This is a genomic window from Streptacidiphilus fuscans, assembly GCF_015690355.1.
In the GTDB taxonomy this organism is placed as follows: Bacteria; Actinomycetota; Actinomycetes; order Streptomycetales; family Streptomycetaceae; genus Streptacidiphilus; species Streptacidiphilus fuscans.
This window is the reverse complement of the sequence record NZ_JADPRT010000007.1, coordinates 411,941-431,557: the sequence shown is the minus strand read 5'-3', so window position 1 is coordinate 431,557 and position 19,617 is coordinate 411,941. Positions and strand designations below refer to the sequence as shown.

General features: G+C 71.5%; 17 protein-coding genes. 3 read left to right on the top strand and 14 right to left on the bottom strand.

Annotated features, from left to right (window positions below):
• The 3 genes from I2501_RS19715 to galE form a co-directional block, all read right to left on the bottom strand.
• A partial coding sequence (locus tag I2501_RS19715; RefSeq protein WP_236046651.1) for an urease subunit alpha occupies positions 1-1,359 on the bottom strand: 1,359 nt, incomplete at its 3' end.
• Positions 1,359-2,117 (bottom strand): urease subunit gamma, encoded by a 759-nt coding sequence (gene ureA / locus I2501_RS19710; protein ID WP_196195393.1) that lies wholly within the window; start codon positions 2,115-2,117, stop codon positions 1,359-1,361. The genes I2501_RS19715 and ureA, both read right to left, overlap by 1 nt.
• A 159-nt stretch (positions 2,118-2,276) precedes the next feature.
• Complete coding sequence (gene galE / locus I2501_RS19705) at positions 2,277-3,278, bottom strand: UDP-glucose 4-epimerase GalE (RefSeq protein WP_196195392.1); 1,002 nt, start codon at positions 3,276-3,278, stop codon at positions 2,277-2,279.
• A 292-nt stretch (positions 3,279-3,570) separates the two neighbouring features.
• Between galE and I2501_RS19700 the strand changes: the two genes are divergently transcribed.
• On the top strand, positions 3,571-5,691 hold the full coding sequence (locus I2501_RS19700; RefSeq protein ID WP_196195391.1) for an ATP-binding SpoIIE family protein phosphatase: 2,121 nt from the start codon (positions 3,571-3,573) through the stop codon (positions 5,689-5,691).
• A gap of 83 nt (positions 5,692-5,774) precedes the next feature.
• On the opposite strand, the gene I2501_RS19695 is transcribed toward I2501_RS19700, so the two are convergent.
• The 4 genes from I2501_RS19695 to moaA all read right to left on the bottom strand — a co-directional run bounded on the left by I2501_RS19695 (position 5,775) and on the right by moaA (position 9,784).
• The gene (locus tag I2501_RS19695) at positions 5,775-6,767 is read right to left on the bottom strand and encodes a DUF2637 domain-containing protein (protein WP_196195390.1); all 993 of its coding nucleotides are present in this window, start codon (positions 6,765-6,767) and stop codon (positions 5,775-5,777) included.
• Between the two features lie 173 nt (positions 6,768-6,940).
• Entirely contained in the window at positions 6,941-7,618 is a 678-nt protein-coding gene (locus I2501_RS19690) for a hypothetical protein (protein ID WP_215909757.1), read from the bottom strand.
• A 195-nt stretch (positions 7,619-7,813) separates the two neighbouring features.
• The gene (locus I2501_RS19685; protein WP_196195389.1) at positions 7,814-8,602 is read right to left on the bottom strand and encodes a hypothetical protein; all 789 of its coding nucleotides are present in this window, start codon (positions 8,600-8,602) and stop codon (positions 7,814-7,816) included.
• Positions 8,603-8,755: 153 nt separating this feature from the next.
• Positions 8,756-9,784 (bottom strand): GTP 3',8-cyclase MoaA, encoded by a 1,029-nt coding sequence (gene moaA, locus I2501_RS19680; protein WP_196195388.1) that lies wholly within the window; start codon positions 9,782-9,784, stop codon positions 8,756-8,758.
• A gap of 130 nt (positions 9,785-9,914) precedes the next feature.
• Between moaA and I2501_RS19675 the strand changes: the two genes are divergently transcribed.
• Positions 9,915-10,514: a nucleotidyltransferase family protein gene (locus tag I2501_RS19675; RefSeq protein WP_196195387.1), complete on the top strand. Its 600-nt coding sequence runs from the start codon at positions 9,915-9,917 to the stop codon at positions 10,512-10,514.
• A 177-nt stretch (positions 10,515-10,691) separates the two neighbouring features.
• Here the strand turns inward: I2501_RS19675 and I2501_RS19670 are convergent, their stop codons facing one another.
• Positions 10,692-11,465: an IclR family transcriptional regulator gene (locus I2501_RS19670; protein WP_196195386.1), complete on the bottom strand. Its 774-nt coding sequence runs from the start codon at positions 11,463-11,465 to the stop codon at positions 10,692-10,694.
• 198 nt (positions 11,466-11,663) lie between these two features.
• Here I2501_RS19670 and aceB point away from each other — a divergent pair, with 198 nt between their 5' ends.
• Positions 11,664-13,307 (top strand): malate synthase A, encoded by a 1,644-nt coding sequence (gene aceB, locus I2501_RS19665; RefSeq protein ID WP_196195385.1) that lies wholly within the window; start codon positions 11,664-11,666, stop codon positions 13,305-13,307.
• 120 nt (positions 13,308-13,427) lie between these two features.
• On the opposite strand, the gene I2501_RS19660 is transcribed toward aceB, so the two are convergent.
• The 6 genes from I2501_RS19660 to uraD all read right to left on the bottom strand — a co-directional run bounded on the left by I2501_RS19660 (position 13,428) and on the right by uraD (position 19,538).
• Entirely contained in the window at positions 13,428-14,381 is a 954-nt protein-coding gene (locus I2501_RS19660) for a quinone oxidoreductase family protein (RefSeq protein WP_196195384.1), read from the bottom strand.
• Between the two features lie 101 nt (positions 14,382-14,482).
• Positions 14,483-15,973, bottom strand: coding sequence for a protein kinase family protein (locus tag I2501_RS19655; RefSeq protein WP_328806484.1), 1,491 nt, complete (start codon positions 15,971-15,973; stop codon positions 14,483-14,485).
• Positions 15,974-16,166: 193 nt separating this feature from the next.
• Positions 16,167-17,552 carry an 8-oxoguanine deaminase gene (locus I2501_RS19650; protein ID WP_196195382.1) on the bottom strand — a complete coding sequence of 462 codons (1,386 nt, stop codon included), beginning with the start codon at positions 17,550-17,552 and terminating at the stop codon, positions 16,167-16,169.
• Positions 17,553-17,717: 165 nt separating this feature from the next.
• On the bottom strand, positions 17,718-18,632 hold the full coding sequence (pucL, locus tag I2501_RS19645) for a factor-independent urate hydroxylase (RefSeq protein ID WP_196195381.1): 915 nt from the start codon (positions 18,630-18,632) through the stop codon (positions 17,718-17,720).
• A gap of 4 nt (positions 18,633-18,636) precedes the next feature.
• Positions 18,637-18,951: a hydroxyisourate hydrolase gene (uraH, locus tag I2501_RS19640; protein ID WP_196195380.1), complete on the bottom strand. Its 315-nt coding sequence runs from the start codon at positions 18,949-18,951 to the stop codon at positions 18,637-18,639.
• A gap of 71 nt (positions 18,952-19,022) precedes the next feature.
• Positions 19,023-19,538, bottom strand: a complete 516-nt coding sequence (gene uraD, locus I2501_RS19635) for a 2-oxo-4-hydroxy-4-carboxy-5-ureidoimidazoline decarboxylase (RefSeq protein WP_196195379.1) — start codon at positions 19,536-19,538, stop codon at positions 19,023-19,025.
• Positions 19,539-19,617 lie beyond the last annotated feature (79 nt).

Here is a 19,617-nt window from a genome sequence, read left to right as displayed (position 1 = left end):
GAGTTTGCCGGGTTCGATGGAGCCGATCTCGTGGGCGAGGCCGTGGGCGATGGCGGGGTTGATGGTGAGTTTGGCGATGTAGCGCAGGACGCGTTCGTTGTCGTCGCCGGACTCCGTGGTGCCGTAGGAGCCGTCGCCGTCGAGGGGGCCGAGTTCGTGTTTCATTTTTCCGGCCATGGCGAAGGTGCGGCGGACGGTTTCTCCGGCGCGGCCCATGCCTTGCGCGTCGCTGCTGGTGATGCCGATGACGCCGAGGTCGTGCAGGACGTCTTCGGCGCCCATGGTTCCGGCGCGGATGCGGTCGCGGGCCATGGCTGCGTCGCCGGGGAGGTCGGTTTTTAGGTCGTGGGCGGAGACGATCATGCCGAAGTGTTCGCCGAGTGCGTCGCGGCCGTAGGGGAGGGTGGGGTTGGTGGAGGAGCCGATGACGTTGGGGACGCCGGCCATTTTCAGGACGTTGGGGACGTGTCCGCCGCCGCAGCCTTCGATGTGGAAGGCGTGGATGGTGCGGCCTTCTAGGACGGCGAGGGTGTCCTGGACGGAGAGGCATTCGTTGAGGCCGTCGGTGTGGAGGGCGACTTGGACGTCGTGGTCCTCGGCGACGCGCAGGGCGGTGTCCAGGGCGCGGGTGTGCGCGCCCATGTCCTCGTGGACCTTGAACCCCGACGCGCCGCCCTCCGCCAACGCTTCGATGAGCGGTGCGGGGTCGGAGGACGAGCCCCGGGCGAGGAAGCCGATGTTGACGGGCCACGCGTCGAACGCGTTGAACGCGTGCCGCAACGCCCAGGGGGAGTTGACGCCGACGCCCCAGACCGGGCCGAATTCCTGGCCGATGATGGTGGTGACGCCGGAGGCCAGCGAGGCCTCCATGATGCGTGGCGAGAGCAGGTGCACGTGCGTGTCGATCGCGCCGGCCGTCGCGATCAGGCCCTCGCCCGAGACGATGGTGGTCCCGGTGCCGACGACGACGTCGACGCCGTCGAGGGTGTCGGGGTTCCCGGCGCGGCCGATCGAGACGATGCGGCCTTCGCGGATCCCGATCGACGTTTTCCGGATCCCGGCAACGGCGTCGATGACGGTAACGTTGGAGATGACCAGGTCGCAGGTGTCGCGGACGGCCGCGGCCTTGAGGTGCAGGCCGTCGCGGGCGGTCTTGCCGAACCCGGCCAGGAACTCCTGTCCCGGCTCCTGCGAGTCCGACTCGATCCGGACGATCAGTCCGGAGTCGCCGAGGCGGATCCGGTCGCCCGCACGGGGGCCGTGGACGGCGATGTAGTCGTGCGGATCGGCCGCACCCCACGGGGCGACCGGGCCCGGCCGCCCGTGGCAGCCCTGCGCGTCGAAGGAACTGGCGCTCATCAGGACTCCTCCTGCTCGGACTGCTCTGCTTGCTCTGACCGCTCGGACTGCGCTGACCGCTCTGCTTGCTCGAAGTTGGTGAGGTAGCCGCAGGCGCGTGCCTTCTCCAGCGCGGCCTCCCGCGCGCCCGGCGCGTCCAGCGGGCCGTCGACCAGGCCCGCGAAGCCGACCGCGATCCGCTCGCCGCCGATCGGCAGCAAACCGACCTCGACGACCGCGCCCGCGTCGAACCGCACCGACGAGCCCGCCGGAACCGCCAGCCGCATCCCGTAGGCGGCCGCGCGGTCGAACGCCAGGCGCGGGTTGGCCTCGAAGAAGTGGAAGTGCGAGGTCACCGTCACCGGTACCGGTGCCGTGTTCCGCACCGGCAGCACCACCACGGGCTCGGCCGGCTCGTAGCCGACGCCCTCGCCCGGCAGCGCCGCGCCCGGAGCCTCCGCGCCCAGCGAACCCTCACCACGGAACGGGTCGTCGATCACGCAGAGCCGCGTCCCGTCCTCGAAGACCGCCTCGACCTGAAGCGTCGTCACCACATCGACCACGCCCGGCAGCACGTCCTTCGCCGACAGCACGGTGCGCCCGGCCTCGATCGCCTCCGCCAGCCGCCGCCCGTCCCGGGCCGCCTCGCAGACCGTGTCCGCGATCAACGCGGTCGCCTCCGGCACGTTCAGCCGCAGCCCACGGGCTCGCCGCGCCCGGGCCAGTTCCGCTGCGGAGAACAGCAGCAGCCGGTCCCGCTCCGTCGGTGTCAGTCGCACGGTTCCTCGCAGGTCGTTGTTTAGAACGCCGTTCAAACTTTTCTGGAATTGAACCTCGCGGATGGCGCCGTGTCCAGCCCGTCCGCCAGCCGGACATGCAGAAGCACCTGTCCGGACCAGCCCGGACAGGTGCTTCGCTCGATGCCGAAGGCCCTGCGGCTACGCGCCCAGCACGGCCTCGCGGCGCTCGAACCACGCGAGCGTGTCGGCGATGCCCTGCTCCAGCGACAGCTCCGTGCGCCAGCCGAGCAGTCGCTCGGCCTTCGCCGTGCGCGAGAAGGCACCCGCGTTGTCGCCGGGGCGGCGCGGGGCCTCCTCGGTCGCCACGCGCTCGCCGGTGACTGCCTCGAAGGCCGCGACCAGCTCCCGCACGGTGGTGCCGCGCCCGGTGCCGAGATTCAGCACCTCGTAGGAGCCCGCGCGGTCCGGCGGCAGCACCGCGTCGAAGCGGTCCAGCGCCGCCACATGGGCTCGCGCCAGGTCCCAGACGTGGACGTAGTCGCGGATGCCACTGCCGTCACGCGTCGGCCAGTCGGTGCCGGTCAGCAGGAACGGCCTGCCCGCGCTCCGGGCCTGGACCAGCTTGCCCAGCGCGTGCGAGGGGGCGGGCGTCTGCAGGCCCGTGCGCAGCGCCGGATCCGCGCCGATCGGGTTGAAGTAGCGCAGCGACAGGACCCGGAGCGAGCTGGCCTCGGCCGTGTCCTTGAAGATCAGCTCGGTCAGCATCTTGGTGCGTGCGTAGGGGGAGAGCGGGTCGAGCTGGGAGCCCTCGTCGACCGAGAAGTCCTCGCCCGGCCGGTATATCGAGGCGGACGAGCTGAACAGCAGCCGTTCGCAGCCGTTGCGCTGCAGGTGCTCGACCAGGGCGACGGTCTTGGCGACGTTCTCCCGGTAGTAGTGCAGCGGGGCGGAGACCGACTCCGGCACCACGATCAGGGCCGCGCAGTGGATGGTCGCGGCGATGTCGGGGTGGTCGGCGAAGACCCGGTCGACCAGCTCGCCGTCGGCGATGTCGCCCTCGTAGAACGCCCGCCCCTCGGTGAACTCGCGCCGCCCGGTCACCAGGCTGTCCAGGATCACCGGCGTGAAGCCCGCGTCCAGGCAGGCCGAGGCGACGGTGCTGCCGATGAAACCCGCGCCACCGGTGATCAGTACCTTCATCAGTTCGTTCCCCCTCAGTTCGTCCACGGGCGGGTTCCGTCCCCGCGGCCCCCGTCCCCACCGTCCTGACGTACCAGGGTCCGTGATGGTTCCGTGATCGGGGAGAAATCACCCGGTGACTTTCCGCCGGAAAACGGAAGGGCGCGTCTCCATTGCCGCTCGCGCATTCATCCGACAGGATGAAGTCCGGATATTCACCCAGTTCCAGTTCGCCCGCCCACCCGCTGAAGCCGGACGAACGGGCCGGACCGCTTCGCTGCGCACCCTCACGCAGACGCAGGGCAGGAGAACGATGGCGCCTAGGCCGCAGCCGCCGCGGCTCCCCCAACCGCCTCACCAGCCGCCGTACGCCAACCAGTCGCCGGACTGGCTGGAGCCCGCGATGGCGGCCAACGGGATCGGTTCCTGGGACTGGGACATCCGCGCCGACCGGCTGGTCTGCGACGCCCGCGCACTGGCGATCCTCGGCCTGGAGGAGCTCGGCCCCGCCGGGGGCGGCGCGGACGACGGCGAGGAGCCCGCGATCACGGCCGAGCAGTTCCTGGCGCTGCTCCACCCCGAGGACGCCGTCGTGGTCCGCCGCCGCGTCGAACGCGCCGTCGCCTCGCTGGGCCAGTGCGGCGCCTACTACCGGACCGTCTTTCCCAGCGGCGAGATGCACGCCGTCCGGTTCCGCGGCCGGGTACTGGCCGACGAGGACGGCAGGCCCGCCCACATGGTCGGCTTCGTCTGGGACGCCACCGTCGAACTGCTCAAGCGCCGCCGGGCCGACCGCGCGGCCACCGTCCGCGAGGAGCGCACGCTCTTCATCCGCGAGGCCGCCAAGGCCCTCTCGGAGGCCGTCACCACCGCCGACGTCGCCCGCGTCTTCACGGAGCTGCCGCTGCCCGGCATCCCGCCGGACGGGTTGATCCTGGCCGTGCTGGAGAACGGCCGGATCCAGATCCTCGCCGCCTCCGGCTACGACGGCGACTCCCGGCCGCCGCACGACCACGTCCCGCTCGACGCCGACCATCCGGCGGCGCTCGCGCTGCGCACCCGCACGCCCGTCTTCCTGGCCAGCCAGCGCGAGTACCGGCAGCGGTTCCCCGGCGCCTGGGCCCCGGTGGTCGGGCACCCCAAGCACGCCTGGGCCTTCCTGCCGCTGGTGGCCAGCGGCCGCCCGATCGGCGTCTGCCTGGTCAGCTTCGACGAGGACCACGCCCTCGACCACGAGGAGCGGACCCTGCTCACCACACTGGGCGGCATGGTCGCCCAGTCCCTCGCCCGCGCCCGGCTCCACGACGCCGAGCACGAGCTGGCCGCCGGCCTGCAGCGGGTGCTGCTGCCGCGCCGGGTCCCGCCCGTGCCGGGCTTCGACAGCGCCGTCCGCTACCTCCCGGCCGGGACCGGCCTGCAGATCGGCGGCGACTGGTACGACGTCGTCCCGCTGCCCAGCGGCCACGTCGGCGTGGTCATCGGCGACGTCCAGGGCCACGACGTGCATGCGGCGGGCGTGATGGGCCAGCTCCGGATCGCGCTGCGCGCCTACGCGGCGGAGGGCCACCCGCCGGCCGCCGTGATGTCCCGCGCCTCACGCTTCCTGGCCGACCTGGACACCGGCCACTTCGCCACCTGCCTCTACGCCGAGGTCAACGTCGACTACGGCGTCGTCTACGCCGTTCGCGCCGGGCACCTGGACCCGCTGGTCCGCCGCTCCGACGGCAGCGCGGCCGTGCAGCACATTGCCGGCGGCCTGCCGCTCGGAGTGGACCCCGAGCAGGGCTACCCGGTCACCCGCTTCGGCCTCGACCCCGGCGAGGTGCTGCTGCTCTGCACCGACGGTCTGGTGGAGAGCCGCAGGATCGACCTCGACGAGGGCATGGAACGCCTGCGGCGCGTGTTCGCGGGCGCTCCCGGCGCGGACCTCGGCGCGCTGGCTGACCGGATCGCCTGCGCGGCGGCCGACAGCCACGAGCGCGACGACGACATCGCCCTGCTGCTCCTCCGCTGGGAGGGCCCCGCGGACACCCGCGCCCGCCACCAACTCCGCCGCAGGATCGGCCAGGCCGACCTCGCGCGGATCGCGGAGGTCCGCGGCGAGCTGCGCGACGCGGCGCGCCGGTGGGGTGTCGGAGACCTCTCCGACACGGTGGAACTGCTGGCCTCGGAGCTGATCACCAACGCCCTCGTCCACACGGACCGCGACGCGATGCTGACCGCCCGCCTCTTCCACGACCCTGAGAACGGTCACCAGCGCCTCCGGATCGAGGTCGAGGACGAGTCCGACCAGTGGCCCAAGCGCAGGACGCCTGGCGAGCAGGCGTCGTCCGGGCGCGGGTTGATGCTGGTCGAAGCGATGAGCGACGCGTGGGGTGTCGAGCCCAACGGGAGTGGGAAGCGCATGTGGTTCGAGCTGGTGAGCGAGGACTAGGCGCTTCGCTTCGGCAGCGGGGACGTTGCACTCACCCCATGCCCCTGGATGGTGCATAGTTCCTCGCCTGCAGAGACTGAATGTCAGCCGTACTGCTGCTCAAGATCCTTGAGCTTCTGCTCCAGCGAATCCCACGCGTTCGGGCGCTGCATGGTCACCGTGTCATCCTCTGCCGTGAGGTCGTAGACGCCGCCGCTCTGGGCCTCGGGAGAGGCCACTATCGCGGGCTCCCCGGAGTTCGATTCACGAAGCCCCGGCCGGGGCAACTGCGGCATCCGGCCGCGCACCGCGCCGCCGTTCCCGCCCGTGCCGCCGCTGCCCGCACCGAGGGCGCGGAGCTCGGCAGGCGCGGAGCGCCTCGCGTCGCGTTCGCGGAGCTTCGTGCGGCGTTCTTCGCGGACCTCGTCGACCGCCTCGTCCAGGCTGCGGACGTTCTCCAGCAGCATCAGCGACCACGCCGCGTACGTCTCGCGCGGCGCCCGCAGCCAGCGGACCACGCGGATCTGGGGGAGCGGGCGCGGCACCAGGCCCTGCTCGCGCAGCGCCGCCTTGCGGGTCTGCTTGAGGGCGCGGTCGAAGAGGATCGCCGCCGAGAGCGACATGCCCGCGAAGAACTGCGGCGCACCGTTGTGGTCGATGCCGCGCGGAGCGTGGACCCAGTTGAACCAGGCGGAGGCCGCCGCGAACGTCCAGACCAGGCTGCGGGAGCCGAGCGCCGCGTCACCGTGGCTGGCCTCGCGGACCGCGAGCACCGAGCAGAACATCGCCGCGCCGTCCAGGCCGAACGGTACGAGGTACTCCCACCCGCCGGAGAGACCGAGGTTCTCCACGCCGAAGCCGACCAGGCCGTGGAAGGAGAGCGCACCCGCCACCGCCGCGCAGCAGAAGAGCAGCACGTAGGAGGCGGATCCGTAGACCGTCTCCTTGCGTCGTCGCCGCTCCTCGGTGCGCTCCCAGCTGTCCTCGGACTTGGCGCGGCCGAGCCGGGACCGCAGCACCATCAGCAGCACGGCCACCACCAGCAGCATGGCTGTGAGCGCGAGGAACCAGCCCAGCACGCTGTCGCTCATTCTCATCGTCGCCTCGTCTCCTCCCACCCCGGTAGGCCCCCGAGGCGGATCCATCGTTGCGGAGCAGACGAGCCGTTCGTGTGGTTTTGGGACCGATACACCAGGATGAGTGACGATCGGCATGTGCCATGCCGGATAGTGCTATTGGCACACTTCCCGGCGGCGTCTCGGCGGCGGTGTCAGTCGAAGGTGAGCCAGACTGGCGTGCCGGCGAAGGCCCGCACCAACCGTTGTGCCTGCGCGCGCAGTTGGACCGCCTCCGCCGCCGGTGAGACCTCGGCGAGGGTGGCCAGCGCGGGCGCGATGCCGATGGCGAAGCCGGTCTCCTCGCGCAGCCGGAGCGACTCCGCATAGCCGTGCCGGGCTCCGGCCGTGTTGCCGTCCTCCTGGGCGATCGAGGCCAGGTGCCGCCAGGTGTACGAGAGCAGGTGCGCGTCCTGCTGCTGCTCCGCGCCCGCGTGGGCGCGGCGGTAGGCGGTGCGCGCGGCGGTGACGTCCTCCAGCAGGAGGTGCGCGATCAGGCCGCGGCGGAAGTCCAGCAGCGGCCGGGACGGGTCGTCCGGCGGCAGCAGCGCGGAGGCGCGGCCGAGTGCGGCCTGTGCCTCGTCCAGACGGTCGTGGACCTTCAACAACGTTGCGCCGTACGCGAGGAAGCCCCGGGCGCAGGCGGCCTCGGCCCGCTCGTGGTTGCTCCTGGCGACGGACTCGGCGGCCCGCAGCGCGGTCTCCGCCTCTTCCCAGCCGTCCCCGGTGAAGAAGGCCGCCTCGATGAGCAGTTCGGCACGCTCGACCGCGTCAGCGGGCCCGGTCCCGAGCAGTTCGGCTGCCGCCTCCCAGCAGCCGCGCGATCGGAGCAACCAGATCCGCTCGTCCCTGTCCCCACCCCCACCGGTGGCTTGCTGATCACCTGTTGTCCGCCGGGCCGTACGCTGCTGGGTCGCTCGCCGTTCGGACAAGGACACGCCACCGCCCCTCACTGCGACCGTCATCGGTCGCCCTTTGGTCGCCCTCGGTGACGGTCATTCAACACGCGGGGGGCGAGGCGCGCCAGATCAGCGACGCGAGGAATTGTGAATCAGTTCACGTGCGGCCGTGTTGACCGCCTGCGGCATGCCGGTGAGGTCGAGTTCGAAGAGCGCCACGAGCAACTGGTCGGCCCGGTTGCGGGCCTCGAGCGAGTACCCGGCCAGGGTGAACATGGCCGGCTGCAGCTCGTCCCCGTGGAGGGTGTTCAGCCAGAGGCACTCGACGGCGCGCAGGTCCGCCGGTTCGGTCCAGGTGTCCACCTGGGCCACGATGGTGGCGCCGAGCAGGCAGACGCCCTCGCGGTCCTGGGAGTCGGAGACCTCCAGCTCGCCGAAGCCGAGCCACTCCAGGTACCGCGCGGACGCCACCACGGCGTCGTCGGAGGTCCGCACGGGGTGCGGCAGGAACGGCTTGCGCGCCACCGCGCGCGGGTACGGTCCGCCCTGCCCCGACTGGACCGGCGCGCCCACCGACGGCGACTGCCGCCCCTGCGTGATCGGCGGTACCGACGACACGGGCGGCACCGCGCCGCTGACCGGAGTGGGCCGCCGCGACGTGTCGACCGGCAGCCGCACGGTCGCGCCGCAGTTGCAGGTGAACTCGGGCTGCGGCCACTGCTCGGAGCGTCCGCAGGAGGGGCAGCGCATGCTCAGCCAGGAGTCCTCCCAGGAGCGGAACCGCACCTGGACCGGCACCCCGCCGCGCAGCAGCGGGATCTTCAGCGCCGCCCCGCACGGGCACGGGAAGACGGGCGGCTCGTACGCGTGCTCCCGGCGACACGACGGACACCGGACGGGCTTGGGTGTACCTGTCATGAGGGACCGTCCGTTTCGTTCAGTGCGCCGACCGGGCGCCGTCACAACAGACTACGCACGGGACGCCGTGGGGGTTCCATGGTCGCCGATCCTCGGCGCGAGCGGAACGCGGAACCTCGCCAGAATCACCTGACAATGTCGCCTGGAGTTCGGCTAACCGCCGATGGCCGACATCGGTCGTTCCGGCTGCCGGAAGTCGGCGCTGTTGATCGCGTGCCCGGGGCCCTTGCCCGCGACGCTCGCGCGCCAGGCGGCCTCGACCTCCGCGTCGTCGGCGCCGCCGCGCAGCAGCGCGCGCAGGTCGGACTCCTCGCTCGCGAAGAGGCAGTTGCGCAGCTGTCCGTCGGCGGTGAGCCGCACCCGGTCGCAGCCGCCGCAGAACGGGCGGGTGACGCTGGCGATGACGCCGACGACGGCGTCGGTGCCCTCGATCCGCCACTGCTCGGCGGGTGCGTTGGCGTCCCGGCCGGCGTCGGCGCGCGGCACCGGGTGCAGTGTGAAGACCCGACCGAGCTCGTGCAGGATCTCGTCCGCGGTGACCATCCGCGCCCGGTCCCAGGCGCCCTGGGCGTCCAGCGGCATGGACTCGATGAACCGGAGCCGGTAGCCGCTCTCGACCGCCCAGACGGCGAGGTCGGTGATCTCGTCGTCGTTGACGCCGCGCACCGGCACGGCGTTGACCTTGACCGGGTCCAGCCCGGCCGCGCGGGCGGCGGCCAGGCCGTCCAGCACGTCGGCGAGCCGGTCGCGCCGGGTGATCTCGCGGAACCGGTCCCGGCGCAGCGTGTCCAGGCTGACGTTGACCCGGCCGAGGCCCGCCGCGTGCAGCGGTTCCGCCTGGCGTGCCAGCCCGATGCCGTTGGTGGTCAGCGACAGCTCCGGCGCGTCCGGCAGCGCGGCGAACCGGGCCACCAGGTCCGGCAGCCCGCGCCGCAGCAGCGGCTCGCCGCCGGTGAGGCGGAGCGAGCGGATGCCGAGGCGGGACGTGGCGATCCGGACCAGCCGCAGCAGCTCGTCGTCGGTCAGCAGGTCCGGCTTGGGCAGCCAGTCCAGCCCCTCGGCCGGCATGCAGTAGGTGCAGCGCAGGTTGCAGCGGTCGGTCAGGGACACCCGCAGATCGGTGTGGACCCGGCCGAAGCGGTCCAGCAGGGGCGCGGCATGAGTGAGGGTGGAGCGCTGCATCGGCCCAGTAGAACCGGGCCGGGCCAGTGCGGTCCAGCGGGTGAAGCCCCGGTGAACGCCGCAGGTGTGCGCGGGCTCCTCGTATGATCATCCAAGGCCGCGGGGCGGCGCGGTTCGCCATGCTTGAGGCATGAGTTCCGGACTTCTCCTGGCGGCGGGCGGCGGACGCCGCATGGGCAACCGACCCAAGGCCCTCCTGCCGTACCGGGGCCGCCCGATGATCGAGCACGCACTGGGCGTGCTGCGGGCGGGCGGCTGCGCTCGGATCCGCGTCGTACTGGGCGCGTCGGCGGAGGAGGTGCTGCGCACGGCGGAGTTGGGCGACGCGGAGGTCGTCCTCAATCCGGACTGGGCGTCAGGGATGGGCTCGTCCCTGCGGGCAGGCCTGGACGGCTTGGACGCCGACTTGGACGCCGACGGCGTGCTGGTCGGTCTCGTGGACACTCCGGGAGTCACGGCGGAGGCGGTGCGTCGAGTCCTCGGCAGCGGCGCGGAGTTGGCGGCCGCGAGTTACGGGGGCGAGCGGGGACACCCCGTCTACTTCGCCCGTCGATTCTTCGCGGAGGCGCGGGAGGGCGCGGTCGGCGACGCCGGCGCGAGGGCGCTGTTGCGCGCCCACGCAGGGGAGTTGGTCCTCGTTGAGTGCGGCGACGTGGCAACCCCGGACGATGTGGACACCCCCGAACAGTTCGCTGCACTTCGCTGGGGGCGCGAGGAACTGCGCGAGTAACCACCCTGTGCGGATGGCCCTGCGCGTTCGGCCTGCCACGTGGGTGGGTGGCTTGTCGCGCCCACGCTGGGGGTCCCCCCGCCGAAGGCAGGGGGAGGAGCCGCACATCAGCGGAGCCCCGCGCCCCTGGATAGTGCATGGTCCCCGCGCTGCAGAACCGTCCGTCTGAACGGTTCCTCAGCCGCTCGACGCCAGCGCCGTCCCCAACCGCGTAGCGATCTCCTGCATCTCCGGGATCAGCGCCCGCGCGCCCGCGCGGGACTCCAGGGCGCGGACGCGGGCCTCCGGGCCCGAGATCGACAGGGCCGTAGGCGTCGGCGCGCCCGGGACGACGACGGCGATGCAGCGGACGCCGATCTCCTGCTCCTGGTCGTCGACGGCGTAGCCGTCCCTGCGGGCCTCCTCGAACTGGTCGAGCAGCGCCTCGGGCGAAGTCACCGTGTGCACCGTGTGCGCGGGCAGCGGGCCGGTGCCGATGACGGCCATGGCCTCCGGCTGCGGGAGCTGCGCCAGCAGCACCTTGCCGACGGCGGTGCAGTGCGGCTGCACCCTGCGGCCGACCTCGGTGAACATCCGCATCGAGTGCCGTGAGGGCACCTGGCCCACGTAGACGACCTCACCCGCCTCCAGGACCGCGAGGTTCGCCGTCTCGCCGGTGGTCTCCATCAGCTCGCCCAGGAACGGACGGGCCCAACTGCCCAGCAGGCGACCCGCCGTCTCGCCGAGACGGATCAGCCGAGGCCCCAAGGTGTAGCGTCGAGCAGTGTCCTGACGGACGTAACCCTGCTGGACGAGCGTGCGGACCAGGCGGTGGATCGTGGGCATGGGCAGGCCGGAGGCAGTGGCCAGGTCGCTCAGCGTGCTGACCCCTCCCGCCTCGGCGAGGACCTCGAGCAGTTGGAAGGCGCGCTCGACCGACTGCACGCCGCCGGTGCGGTCGGCGGTGGTCACACCCGGTGTGGCCTGGGCTTCGCGCGGTGGATGACGTCACCACAACGGCCTTCCTGGCAGGGGGCGGCAAGCGAACTCAACAAAGTGTTGAATTTCTGTATCGCGGAAACTAGCCTCCACCTTACAGAAGCGAAGCGCACCGCACAGGGCGCTTTCGATCATCCGCATCTTCTGAGTCTGAGCGAGGAGCCCGTATCCATGGGTGCAGCACAGGAATCCGTCAGCGAACCTCCACTCGCCGGGGTCGAGGTCACCGGTCCGGTCGTCGACCGTGGGGCCGAGGTGCTGACCCCCGCCGCACTGGCCTTCGTGGCCGACCTGCACCGCCGTTTCAACCCCCGCCGCCGTGAGCTGCTGGCCCTGCGGAAGGAGCGTCGCGCCCGGATCGCCGAGACCGGGACGCTGGACTTCCTTCCGGAGACCGCGGCCGTCCGCGCCGCCGAGTGGCAGGTCGCCCCGGCACCCCGCGCGCTGAACGACCGCCGCGTCGAGATCACCGGCCCGACCGACCGGAAGATGGCGATCAACGCCCTCAACTCCGGTGCCAAGGTGTGGCTCGCCGACTTCGAGGACGCTACCTCGCCGAGCTGGCGCAACGTCGTCGAGGGCCAGATCAACCTGACCGACGCGCTGGAGCGCCGGATCGACTTCACCACGCCCGAGGGCAAGAGCTACGCGCTCAAGCCGGACGCCGAGCTGGCCACCATCGTGGTCCGCCCGCGCGGCTGGCACCTGGAGGAGGCCCACCTCACCGTCGACGGCGAGCCGGTGGCCGGCGCGTTCTTCGACTTCGGCCTGTACTTCTTCCGCAACGCCGCCCGCCTGCTGGCCCGCGGCGAGCAGGACCCCAACTCCGGCCCGTACTTCTACCTGCCGAAGACCGAGAGCCACCTGGAGGCGCGCCTCTGGAACGACGTCTTCGCGCACGCCCAGGCGGCGCTCGGGATCCCGCGCGGCACCATCCGCGCGACCGTGCTGATCGAGACGATCACCGCCGCGTTCGAGATGGAGGAGATCCTCTACGAGCTGCGCGAGCACGCCGCCGGGCTCAACGCGGGCCGCTGGGACTACCTCTTCTCGATCGTCAAGAACTTCCGCGACGCCGGTGAGCGCTACGTTCTGCCGGACCGTAACAGCGTGGGCATGACCTCGCCGTTCATGCGCGCGTACACCCAGCTCCTGGTCCAGACGTGCCACCGCCGCGGTGCGCACGCCATCGGCGGCATGGCCGCCTTCATCCCCTCCCGCCGCGATCCCGAGGTCAACGCGGCCGCGCTGGAGAAGGTCAAGACGGACAAGGACCGCGAGGCCGTGGGCGGCTTCGACGGCTCCTGGGTGGCCCACCCCGACCTGGTCCCGGTCTGCCGCACCGCGTTCGATGCGGTTCTCGGTGACGCCCCGAACCAGAAGCAGGTCGTGCCCGCAGGCGAGGTGACCGGCGCGCAGTTGCTGGACATCGCGGCGGCGGGCGGCAGTTGCACCCGCGTCGGCCTGCACAACGCAGTCCAGGTCGGCATCCGCTACATCGAGGCGTGGCTGCGCGGTCTGGGCGCGGTGGCGATCTTCAACATGATGGAGGACGCCGCCACCGCCGAGATCTCGCGCTCGCAGGTCTGGCAGTGGATCCACAACGGCGTGGTGCTCGCCGACACCGACGAGAAGGTGACGCAGGAGCTGGTCCGTCAGCTCGTCGCCACCGAACTCGCGGAGCTCCGCGCCGAGTTGGGCGAGGAGGCGTTCGCGGCCGGCCGTTGGGCCGACGCGGCGCGGCTCTTCGAGGAGGTCTCGCTCGCGGAGGACTTCGCGGACTTCCTCACGCTTCCGGGATACAGCCTGCTCTAACTCTGCTTTAGGGCTCGGCTGTAGTCCTGGTCAAGGACAGCGGCGTCTCGCGCACACCTGGGGAGGTCCTGCGCGAGGCGCCGCTTATATGCATGTCTTGAGCTGTTCGGAGGGACGCTCTCAGCGGCGCGGGTCGAGCACCAGCTTGCCCGAGGTGGCGCGGGAGCGGAGCGCCTCGTGCACCAGGCGCGCGTCCGACAGTGGGAAGGTGCCGCCGACCTGCGGCTTGAGCTCGCCCGTGGCGACCAGCCGCAGCAGCTCCGCCATCGGCTCCGCGTGCAGGTCGGGGCGGCCGAGCGCGTGCATCAGCCAGAAGCCGACGACCGCCCGCGAGCGGCCCATCAGCTTGGCCGCCGTGATCGGCTCCGGGTCCTGACGGGACGCCAGGCCGTAGGTGACCAGACGGCCGAAGGGCGCCAGCGCGGCCAGCGAGGCGTCGAAGACCGGGCCACCGGTCATCTCCAGCACGATGTCGATCTTCTTGCCGCCGTTTGCCTCGACCAGCCGCTCCTTGAGACCCTCCGGGTCCGCGTCGAGCGCCTCGTCCGCGCCGAGGGAGAGGGCGAGTTCGCGCTTCTCCTTGGTCGACGCGGTCGCGATGATCCGGCCGGCACCGAAGCGGCGGGCCAGCTGGACGGCGAGCGAGCCGGTGCCTCCGGCCGCCGCGTGGACGACGACGGACTCGCCGGGCGCGATCCGCGCCGAGGTGCGCAGCAGGTTCCACGCGGTCAGGCCCTGCACGACCAGGGCGAGCGCGGCGGCGTCGGAGACCTCGTCCGGGACCTCGGTCGCCATAGGCGCCCAGGCGCAGGCGCGTTCGGCGTAGCCGCCGGTGGCGGTGAGGGCGACCACGCGCCGCCCGTCCTGGTCCCGGCCGACCACCTCGCCGCCCGGGATCATCGGCAGAGTGCTGGCGGACAGGTAGGAGTCCTCGACGGCATGGGTGTCCGCGTAGTTGACGCCGGAGCCGTCCACCTCGATGAGCAGTTGCCCCGGCTGCGGCACCGGATCGGGCACCTCGGCCAGCCGCAGGACCTCGGGTCCGCCGAACTCGGTGATCTGGATCGCCCTCATGTGCACAGACTCCCTACCTACCCGCAAGTAACTCAGTGGGCCCCAACATACCCGCTGGTATGTCGCGAGGGAACGCCCCGAGGGCATCCGGAGCGCATGGTTCAGGGCAGCCCGCTGCGGTCGAGCAGCTCGTGCAGCCTCGGCGCGGGCTGCGCCGGGTTGGCCGCGGCGCCCTCGGCGGTCTCGGCGCGGTCGAGCAGGTCTTCCAGCAGGTCGTGCGGCAGCAGCGGATTGGCGGCTGCTTCCCGGCGCACCCGCTCGTCGCCGTCGGCGAGCAGGGCGAGCGGCGGCTCGGGGAGGGTCTGATCGGCAGCGGCGAGCGCGCGCACCTCGGGGTCGGCGTGGCCGAGCAGGTGGGCCAGCCCGGTGCGGGGGAGCCGGGGCAACGTGCGGAGGTAGGCGCGCTGCGGCGGGGCCGCGAGGAAGGCGTTCAGCACGAGGTGTGGGGGAGCGAGTGGGTGGTTGCAGGCCAGCAGGATGCGCACCCCCTCGTCCTCGTCCTCGGAGAGCCGCGCGACGTGGTCCTCCGGGAGCCGGTGGAAGGTTGCCGCGACCCGGCGCAGCAACGGGTGCCCGGAGCGGGCGCACGCCTCGAACCAGCTCGTGTCCGGTTCGACGATGGCTTCGCCGAGGTAGCCGAGGCGTTCGGCCGAACGGCCGATGATCCGGTCGATGGCATTGCGCTGCGGCCAGGTGCGCGGGAGTCCTTGCAGGTGTGCCCGGCTGCGCACGGTGCTGTCCGGGTCCCCGGCGAGCTCGGCGAGCAGTTCACTGCTGAGGTCTGCCCGCGCGGCCACGCGTTCGCGCACCTTGGGGTCCGGGGAGTGTGCCAACCGGCTGACGGCCTGTGCGGGGGTGTACGGGTTGTGGGCCAGCGCCCAGAGATCCCGCCCTTCGGCGAGGCACCGCTCGGCCACGGCGGGAGCGACGGCGTAGCTGGTGAGCAGCAGCGACCGGTGGTGGCTGTTGGGCTCCCCCAGATCCGCCGCCATGGCGTCCGGGTCGAGCACGCGGCTGTTCCCATGTGCGGCCTGGCGGACCTCCGGGTCGGGGTCCGTCAGCAGTGCCTCCCGCTGCTCCGGCGTGAGCCAGAGCCAGTACCTGGTGGCGTGGATGCGCAGCTCGGGGGCTTGATGTTCGGGCAGGCGTCGCAGGAAGGCTTGCGGAATCTGCCCGGAGAACTGCAGGTCGTCTCGGATCTCTTGGGCCGTCACCAGCCGGTTCGGATCGTCGTTCAGGGCAGTGAGAAAGGTGACCAGCACGTCGTCCGGAAGCGGCTCGACGTCGCCCAGCTGGGGCCGCGGCCCGGCGGCGAGTGCACAGCGCACCAGTGAATCCGGATCGTGGACCAGCCGACCGCGCTGTGCGACGGGAACGTGCCGATTGCGCGCCACGGCACGGCGTACCGCCCGATCGTGGTGGACCAGCGCCGCTTCGACGAAGTCGGCGGGCAGAGCGCGTTGCTCGCAGAGCACCGGCCACACGTCGCGCGCGGCCGGATCCAGCAGTCGGAGCAGCACGTCGGTCGGCGCGGCGGGGTTGGCGGCGACGCCGCGCAGCCAGAGCTCGGGGAGGGGGTGGGCAGGACGCACCGGCACATCATGGCAAGTGATCGACATGCCCGCACTCGCGCACACGCCGAAGCCCCGGACCCTCGCCGTGGGTCCGGGGCTTCGGTCCTCCGCGCGCGAGCGTGCGGAGGAGTCCGGGCGGCGCACCGTCCCAGCGCGCGCCCGGAAATCAGGGGTACCGAGGAGTACTCAAGGGGTACTCAGCAGCGGTGGATCAGCCGCGCGAGGCGAGCTCCTTGGCCGCGTCGGCGCAGGCCTTGGCGATGCGGTCCTCGTTCACCTGGGTGAGCGTGCCGTTCTCGACCACCGGACGGCCGTTGACCAGCAGCAGCGAGAGCGGCGGCAGCGCGCCCATGACCAGCGCGGCGACCGGGTCGGCGATCGACGAGTGCATGATGCCGTCGACCTTCCACAGCGCCAGGTCGGCCAGCTTGCCGACCTCGACCGAGCCGATCTCGGCCTGACGGCCCAGCACGCGGGCGCCGCCCATGGTGCCGAGGCGCAGCGTCTGACGTGCCGTCAGCGCGTCGGGGCGGCCGTGGAGGCGGTTGATCAGCAGCGCGTTGCGCAGCTCGGTGCCGAGCTCGCCGGACTCGTTGGAGGCGGTGCCGTCGACGCCCAGGCCGACCGGCACGCCGGCCGCCAGCATGTCGGGAACGCGCGCGATCCCGGCCGCCAGACGGGCGTTGGAGGACGGGCAGTGCGCCACGCCGGTGCCGGTCTCGGCGAACTTGTGGATGTCGGAGTCGTTCATGTGGACGCAGTGCGCCATCCACACGTCCTGGCCGAGCCAGCCGACCGACTCGAAGTAGTCGGTGGGGCCCATGCCGAACAGCTCCTTGCAGAACTGCTCCTCCTCGGCCGTCTCCGAGCCGTGGGTGTGCAGCCGGACGCCCTTGCGGCGGGCGAGGTCCGCGGCCTCCTTCATCAGCTCCGTGGTCACCGAGAACGGCGAGCAGGGGGCGATGGCGACGTGCAGCATCGAGCCGAACGAGGCGTCGTGCCACTTGTCCACGGCCGCCTCGGAGGCGATCAGGATGTCCTCGGTCTTCTCCACCGCGTGGTCCGGCGGCAGGCCGCCGTCGCTCTTGCCGCGGGACATGGAGCCGCGCAGCGCGGTGAAGCGCATGCCGAGCTCGGCGACGCCCTCGATGGACGCGCCGAGGATGTCGCCGCCGTCGTGCGGGAAGACGTAGTGGTGGTCCGAGGCGGTGGTACAGCCGGACTTGAGCAGGGCTGCGGCCGAACCCTGGGTGGCGGCGTGGACGAGTTCGGCGTCGATCCGCGACCAGGTCGGGTAGAGCGCGACCAGCCAGTCGAACAGGATGTTGTCCTGGGCCAGGCCGCGGGTGATCCACTGGTAGAAGTGGTGGTGCGTGTTGACCAGGCCGGGGGTGACCAGATGGCCCTCGGCGTTGATCCGGCGGACGACGTTGTCGAGCCACTGCGGGGCGGGGCCCTCGCCCACGGACTCGATCACGTTGTCGGCGATCACGACATGGCCACGCGTGTACTCGGTGTCCAGCGCGTCCACGGTGGCGATCGCGGCGTTCTCGATGACGATGCGCTCGACCTGGCGGCCTGCGGTGGGATCGGTCATCAGCGGTGCTCCTCGGCGGCTTCGGGAGGCGCAGCGGTGTGGCCTGTCAATGCCGCGACCCGCTGCGCTCTCGCCCTTGGAAAAGGGGTACCGCCGTCGGGTGGTGCTGCCCAGGGCGGGACGACGGGAGAATCCCTGGGGTCGAGCTTCCTACGCTGTGGGAGGTCAGGCCACCGGAATGACCGGGGTGACGCCCTCGCGGTGCACGGAGCCCTCGATGAGACCGTACATCCGGTCTGCAGCGTAGTAGACCTCGTTGTCGTTCTCCATACCGAACGGCTCCAGATCCACCAGGAAGTGGTGCTTGTTCGGGAGCTCCAGGCGGACCTCGTCGACCTCGGGGCGGTTGTTCAGCACCCGGGTGCCCATGGAGTACAGGGTCTGCTGCAGCGAGTACGAGTAGGTCTCGGCGAAGGCCTCCAGCATGTGCTTGCGCACCTGCGCGTAGGAGCGGTCCCAGTTGGGCTCCTGCTCGTCGTCGACGCCGGTGAAGCCGAACTTCCAGCGCGCGGTGACCTGGGTGGCGAGGATCCGGTCGTACGCCTCCTTGAGGGTGGTGTACTCGTCCTTGATGTAGCCCCAGAACTCCGAGTTGGTGGAGTTCATGACGACCAGGTCCTTCAGACCGGAGATGATCTGGAAGCCGGTGCCGTCGTAGACGATCTCGGACGTGCGGACCTCGGTGTTGCGGCGGACGAAGGAGTGGCCGACCTCCTGGCTGCCGATGAAGCGGGCGTTGTTGTCCGGGATCGCGATGCGGTCCCAGACGTACTCCTCGACGCGGATCCGCGCGCGGTGGATCGACGGGGTGTCGTCCACGAAGTGGCGGGCCAGGAGTATGCCGAAGTTCTCCGGCGACTGGATGCCGAACTTCTTGGCGTAGGCGAACACGGTGTTCTTGGTCGTGTCCGTGGGCAGGCAGTTCGCGTTCGAGCCGGTCAGGTGGACGTCGTCCAGGTCGCCGGAGAGGGCGACGGAGACGTTCAGGTCCCGGATCTCGTGGCGGTTGCCGTTGCGGGTGATCCGTACGACGCGGTTCTCCGCCTTGCCGTACTGGTTCTGGCCGAGCACGTGGGCCATGGTCTTAGCTCCCTCGGTAGACGGAGTACCCGAACGGGTTGAGCAGCAGGGGTACGTGGTAGTGGGCTTGGGCCGGGTCGACGTCGAAGACGATGGAGACCTCGGGGAAGAAGGTGCCGGCGGTGGTGAACCGGAGCCGCAGCACGGTGCCGGACCCGAGGTCCGGGACCGGAAGGTCCTTGCAGCGGCCGTCGGCGTCGGTGGCGGAGGCCCCGAGGGCCTTCCACTCGCCGTCGACCTGCTGGGCCAGCTCGACCGGGATGCCCTGCGCGGGCTTCCCGACGCTGGTGTCCAGCACATGGGTGGAGATGGAGGTCATGTCGTCCTCACGGGATGGCCGAAGCAGCGGCCTCGGGCCCTGGAGCCCGGGAGGCCGTCGGTGGCGGACCGTCAGTTCTCGTCGAGCAGACGGTCGATGCGAATGTCGTTGATCTTGCCGAGCTCGCCCCGGACGATCTCCCGCTCGGTGTCGGGGTTGTTCGGGTAGCGCTCGCCCAGCGCCGCGAGCATGGTCTCGGCGGTGCGACCGGTGGCGCAGATCAGGAAGACGTGGCCGAACTTCTCCTCGTAGGAGGCGTTCGCGGCCGCGAGGGAGTCCAGCAGCTCCTGCTGGGCGCCCTGGACGCCGGCCTGCTCGCGCTCGGAGGTGGCGTCGCCCGGCTTGGGCGTGCCGATCCGGGCGTGGCCGGCCATGGCGTCGTGCAGGTCGGCGGCTCCCAGCGCGGCCATCGCGTTGGCGTTGGCGCTGTGGAAGGCGACCCGGTCACGGAAGGGTCGGGCGAGTCGGACCAGCTTGGCCCAGGTGGGGCTGGAGCAGATCTCCAGCAGCAGAGCGTCCAGCTCGCCGTCCTCGGCCGCGTTGACGCGGTCGAGGGAGGTTGGTGCCGGGGTGGCGGGATGGGTCACTCGGGACCTCCAAAAGTGGTTGCCACGAGAAACGTAGGAGCCGCCACCCCTGATCGTCAACAGTTTGTTGAAGAAAACC

Excerpts from the sequence above, each read along its gene's own strand:
- galE (WP_196195392.1), bottom strand. The coding sequence starts at position 3,278 with ATGAAGGTACTGATCACCGGTGGCGCGGGTTTCATCGGCAGCACCGTC.
- I2501_RS19685 (WP_196195389.1), bottom strand. The coding sequence starts at position 8,602 with ATGACAGGTACACCCAAGCCCGTCCGGTGTCCGTCGTGTCGCCGGGAG.
- I2501_RS19660 (WP_196195384.1), bottom strand. The coding sequence starts at position 14,381 with ATGAGGGCGATCCAGATCACCGAGTTCGGCGGACCCGAGGTCCTGCGG.
- I2501_RS19700 (WP_196195391.1), top strand. The coding sequence starts at position 3,571 with ATGGCGCCTAGGCCGCAGCCGCCGCGGCTCCCCCAACCGCCTCACCAG.
- pucL (WP_196195381.1), bottom strand. The coding sequence starts at position 18,632 with ATGGCCCACGTGCTCGGCCAGAACCAGTACGGCAAGGCGGAGAACCGC.
- aceB (WP_196195385.1), top strand. The coding sequence starts at position 11,664 with ATGGGTGCAGCACAGGAATCCGTCAGCGAACCTCCACTCGCCGGGGTC.
- I2501_RS19695 (WP_196195390.1), bottom strand. The coding sequence starts at position 6,767 with ATGAGAATGAGCGACAGCGTGCTGGGCTGGTTCCTCGCGCTCACAGCC.
- moaA (WP_196195388.1), bottom strand. The coding sequence starts at position 9,784 with ATGCAGCGCTCCACCCTCACTCATGCCGCGCCCCTGCTGGACCGCTTC.
- I2501_RS19675 (WP_196195387.1), top strand. The coding sequence starts at position 9,915 with ATGAGTTCCGGACTTCTCCTGGCGGCGGGCGGCGGACGCCGCATGGGC.
- I2501_RS19650 (WP_196195382.1), bottom strand. The coding sequence starts at position 17,552 with ATGACCGATCCCACCGCAGGCCGCCAGGTCGAGCGCATCGTCATCGAG.
- uraH (WP_196195380.1), bottom strand. The coding sequence starts at position 18,951 with ATGACCTCCATCTCCACCCATGTGCTGGACACCAGCGTCGGGAAGCCC.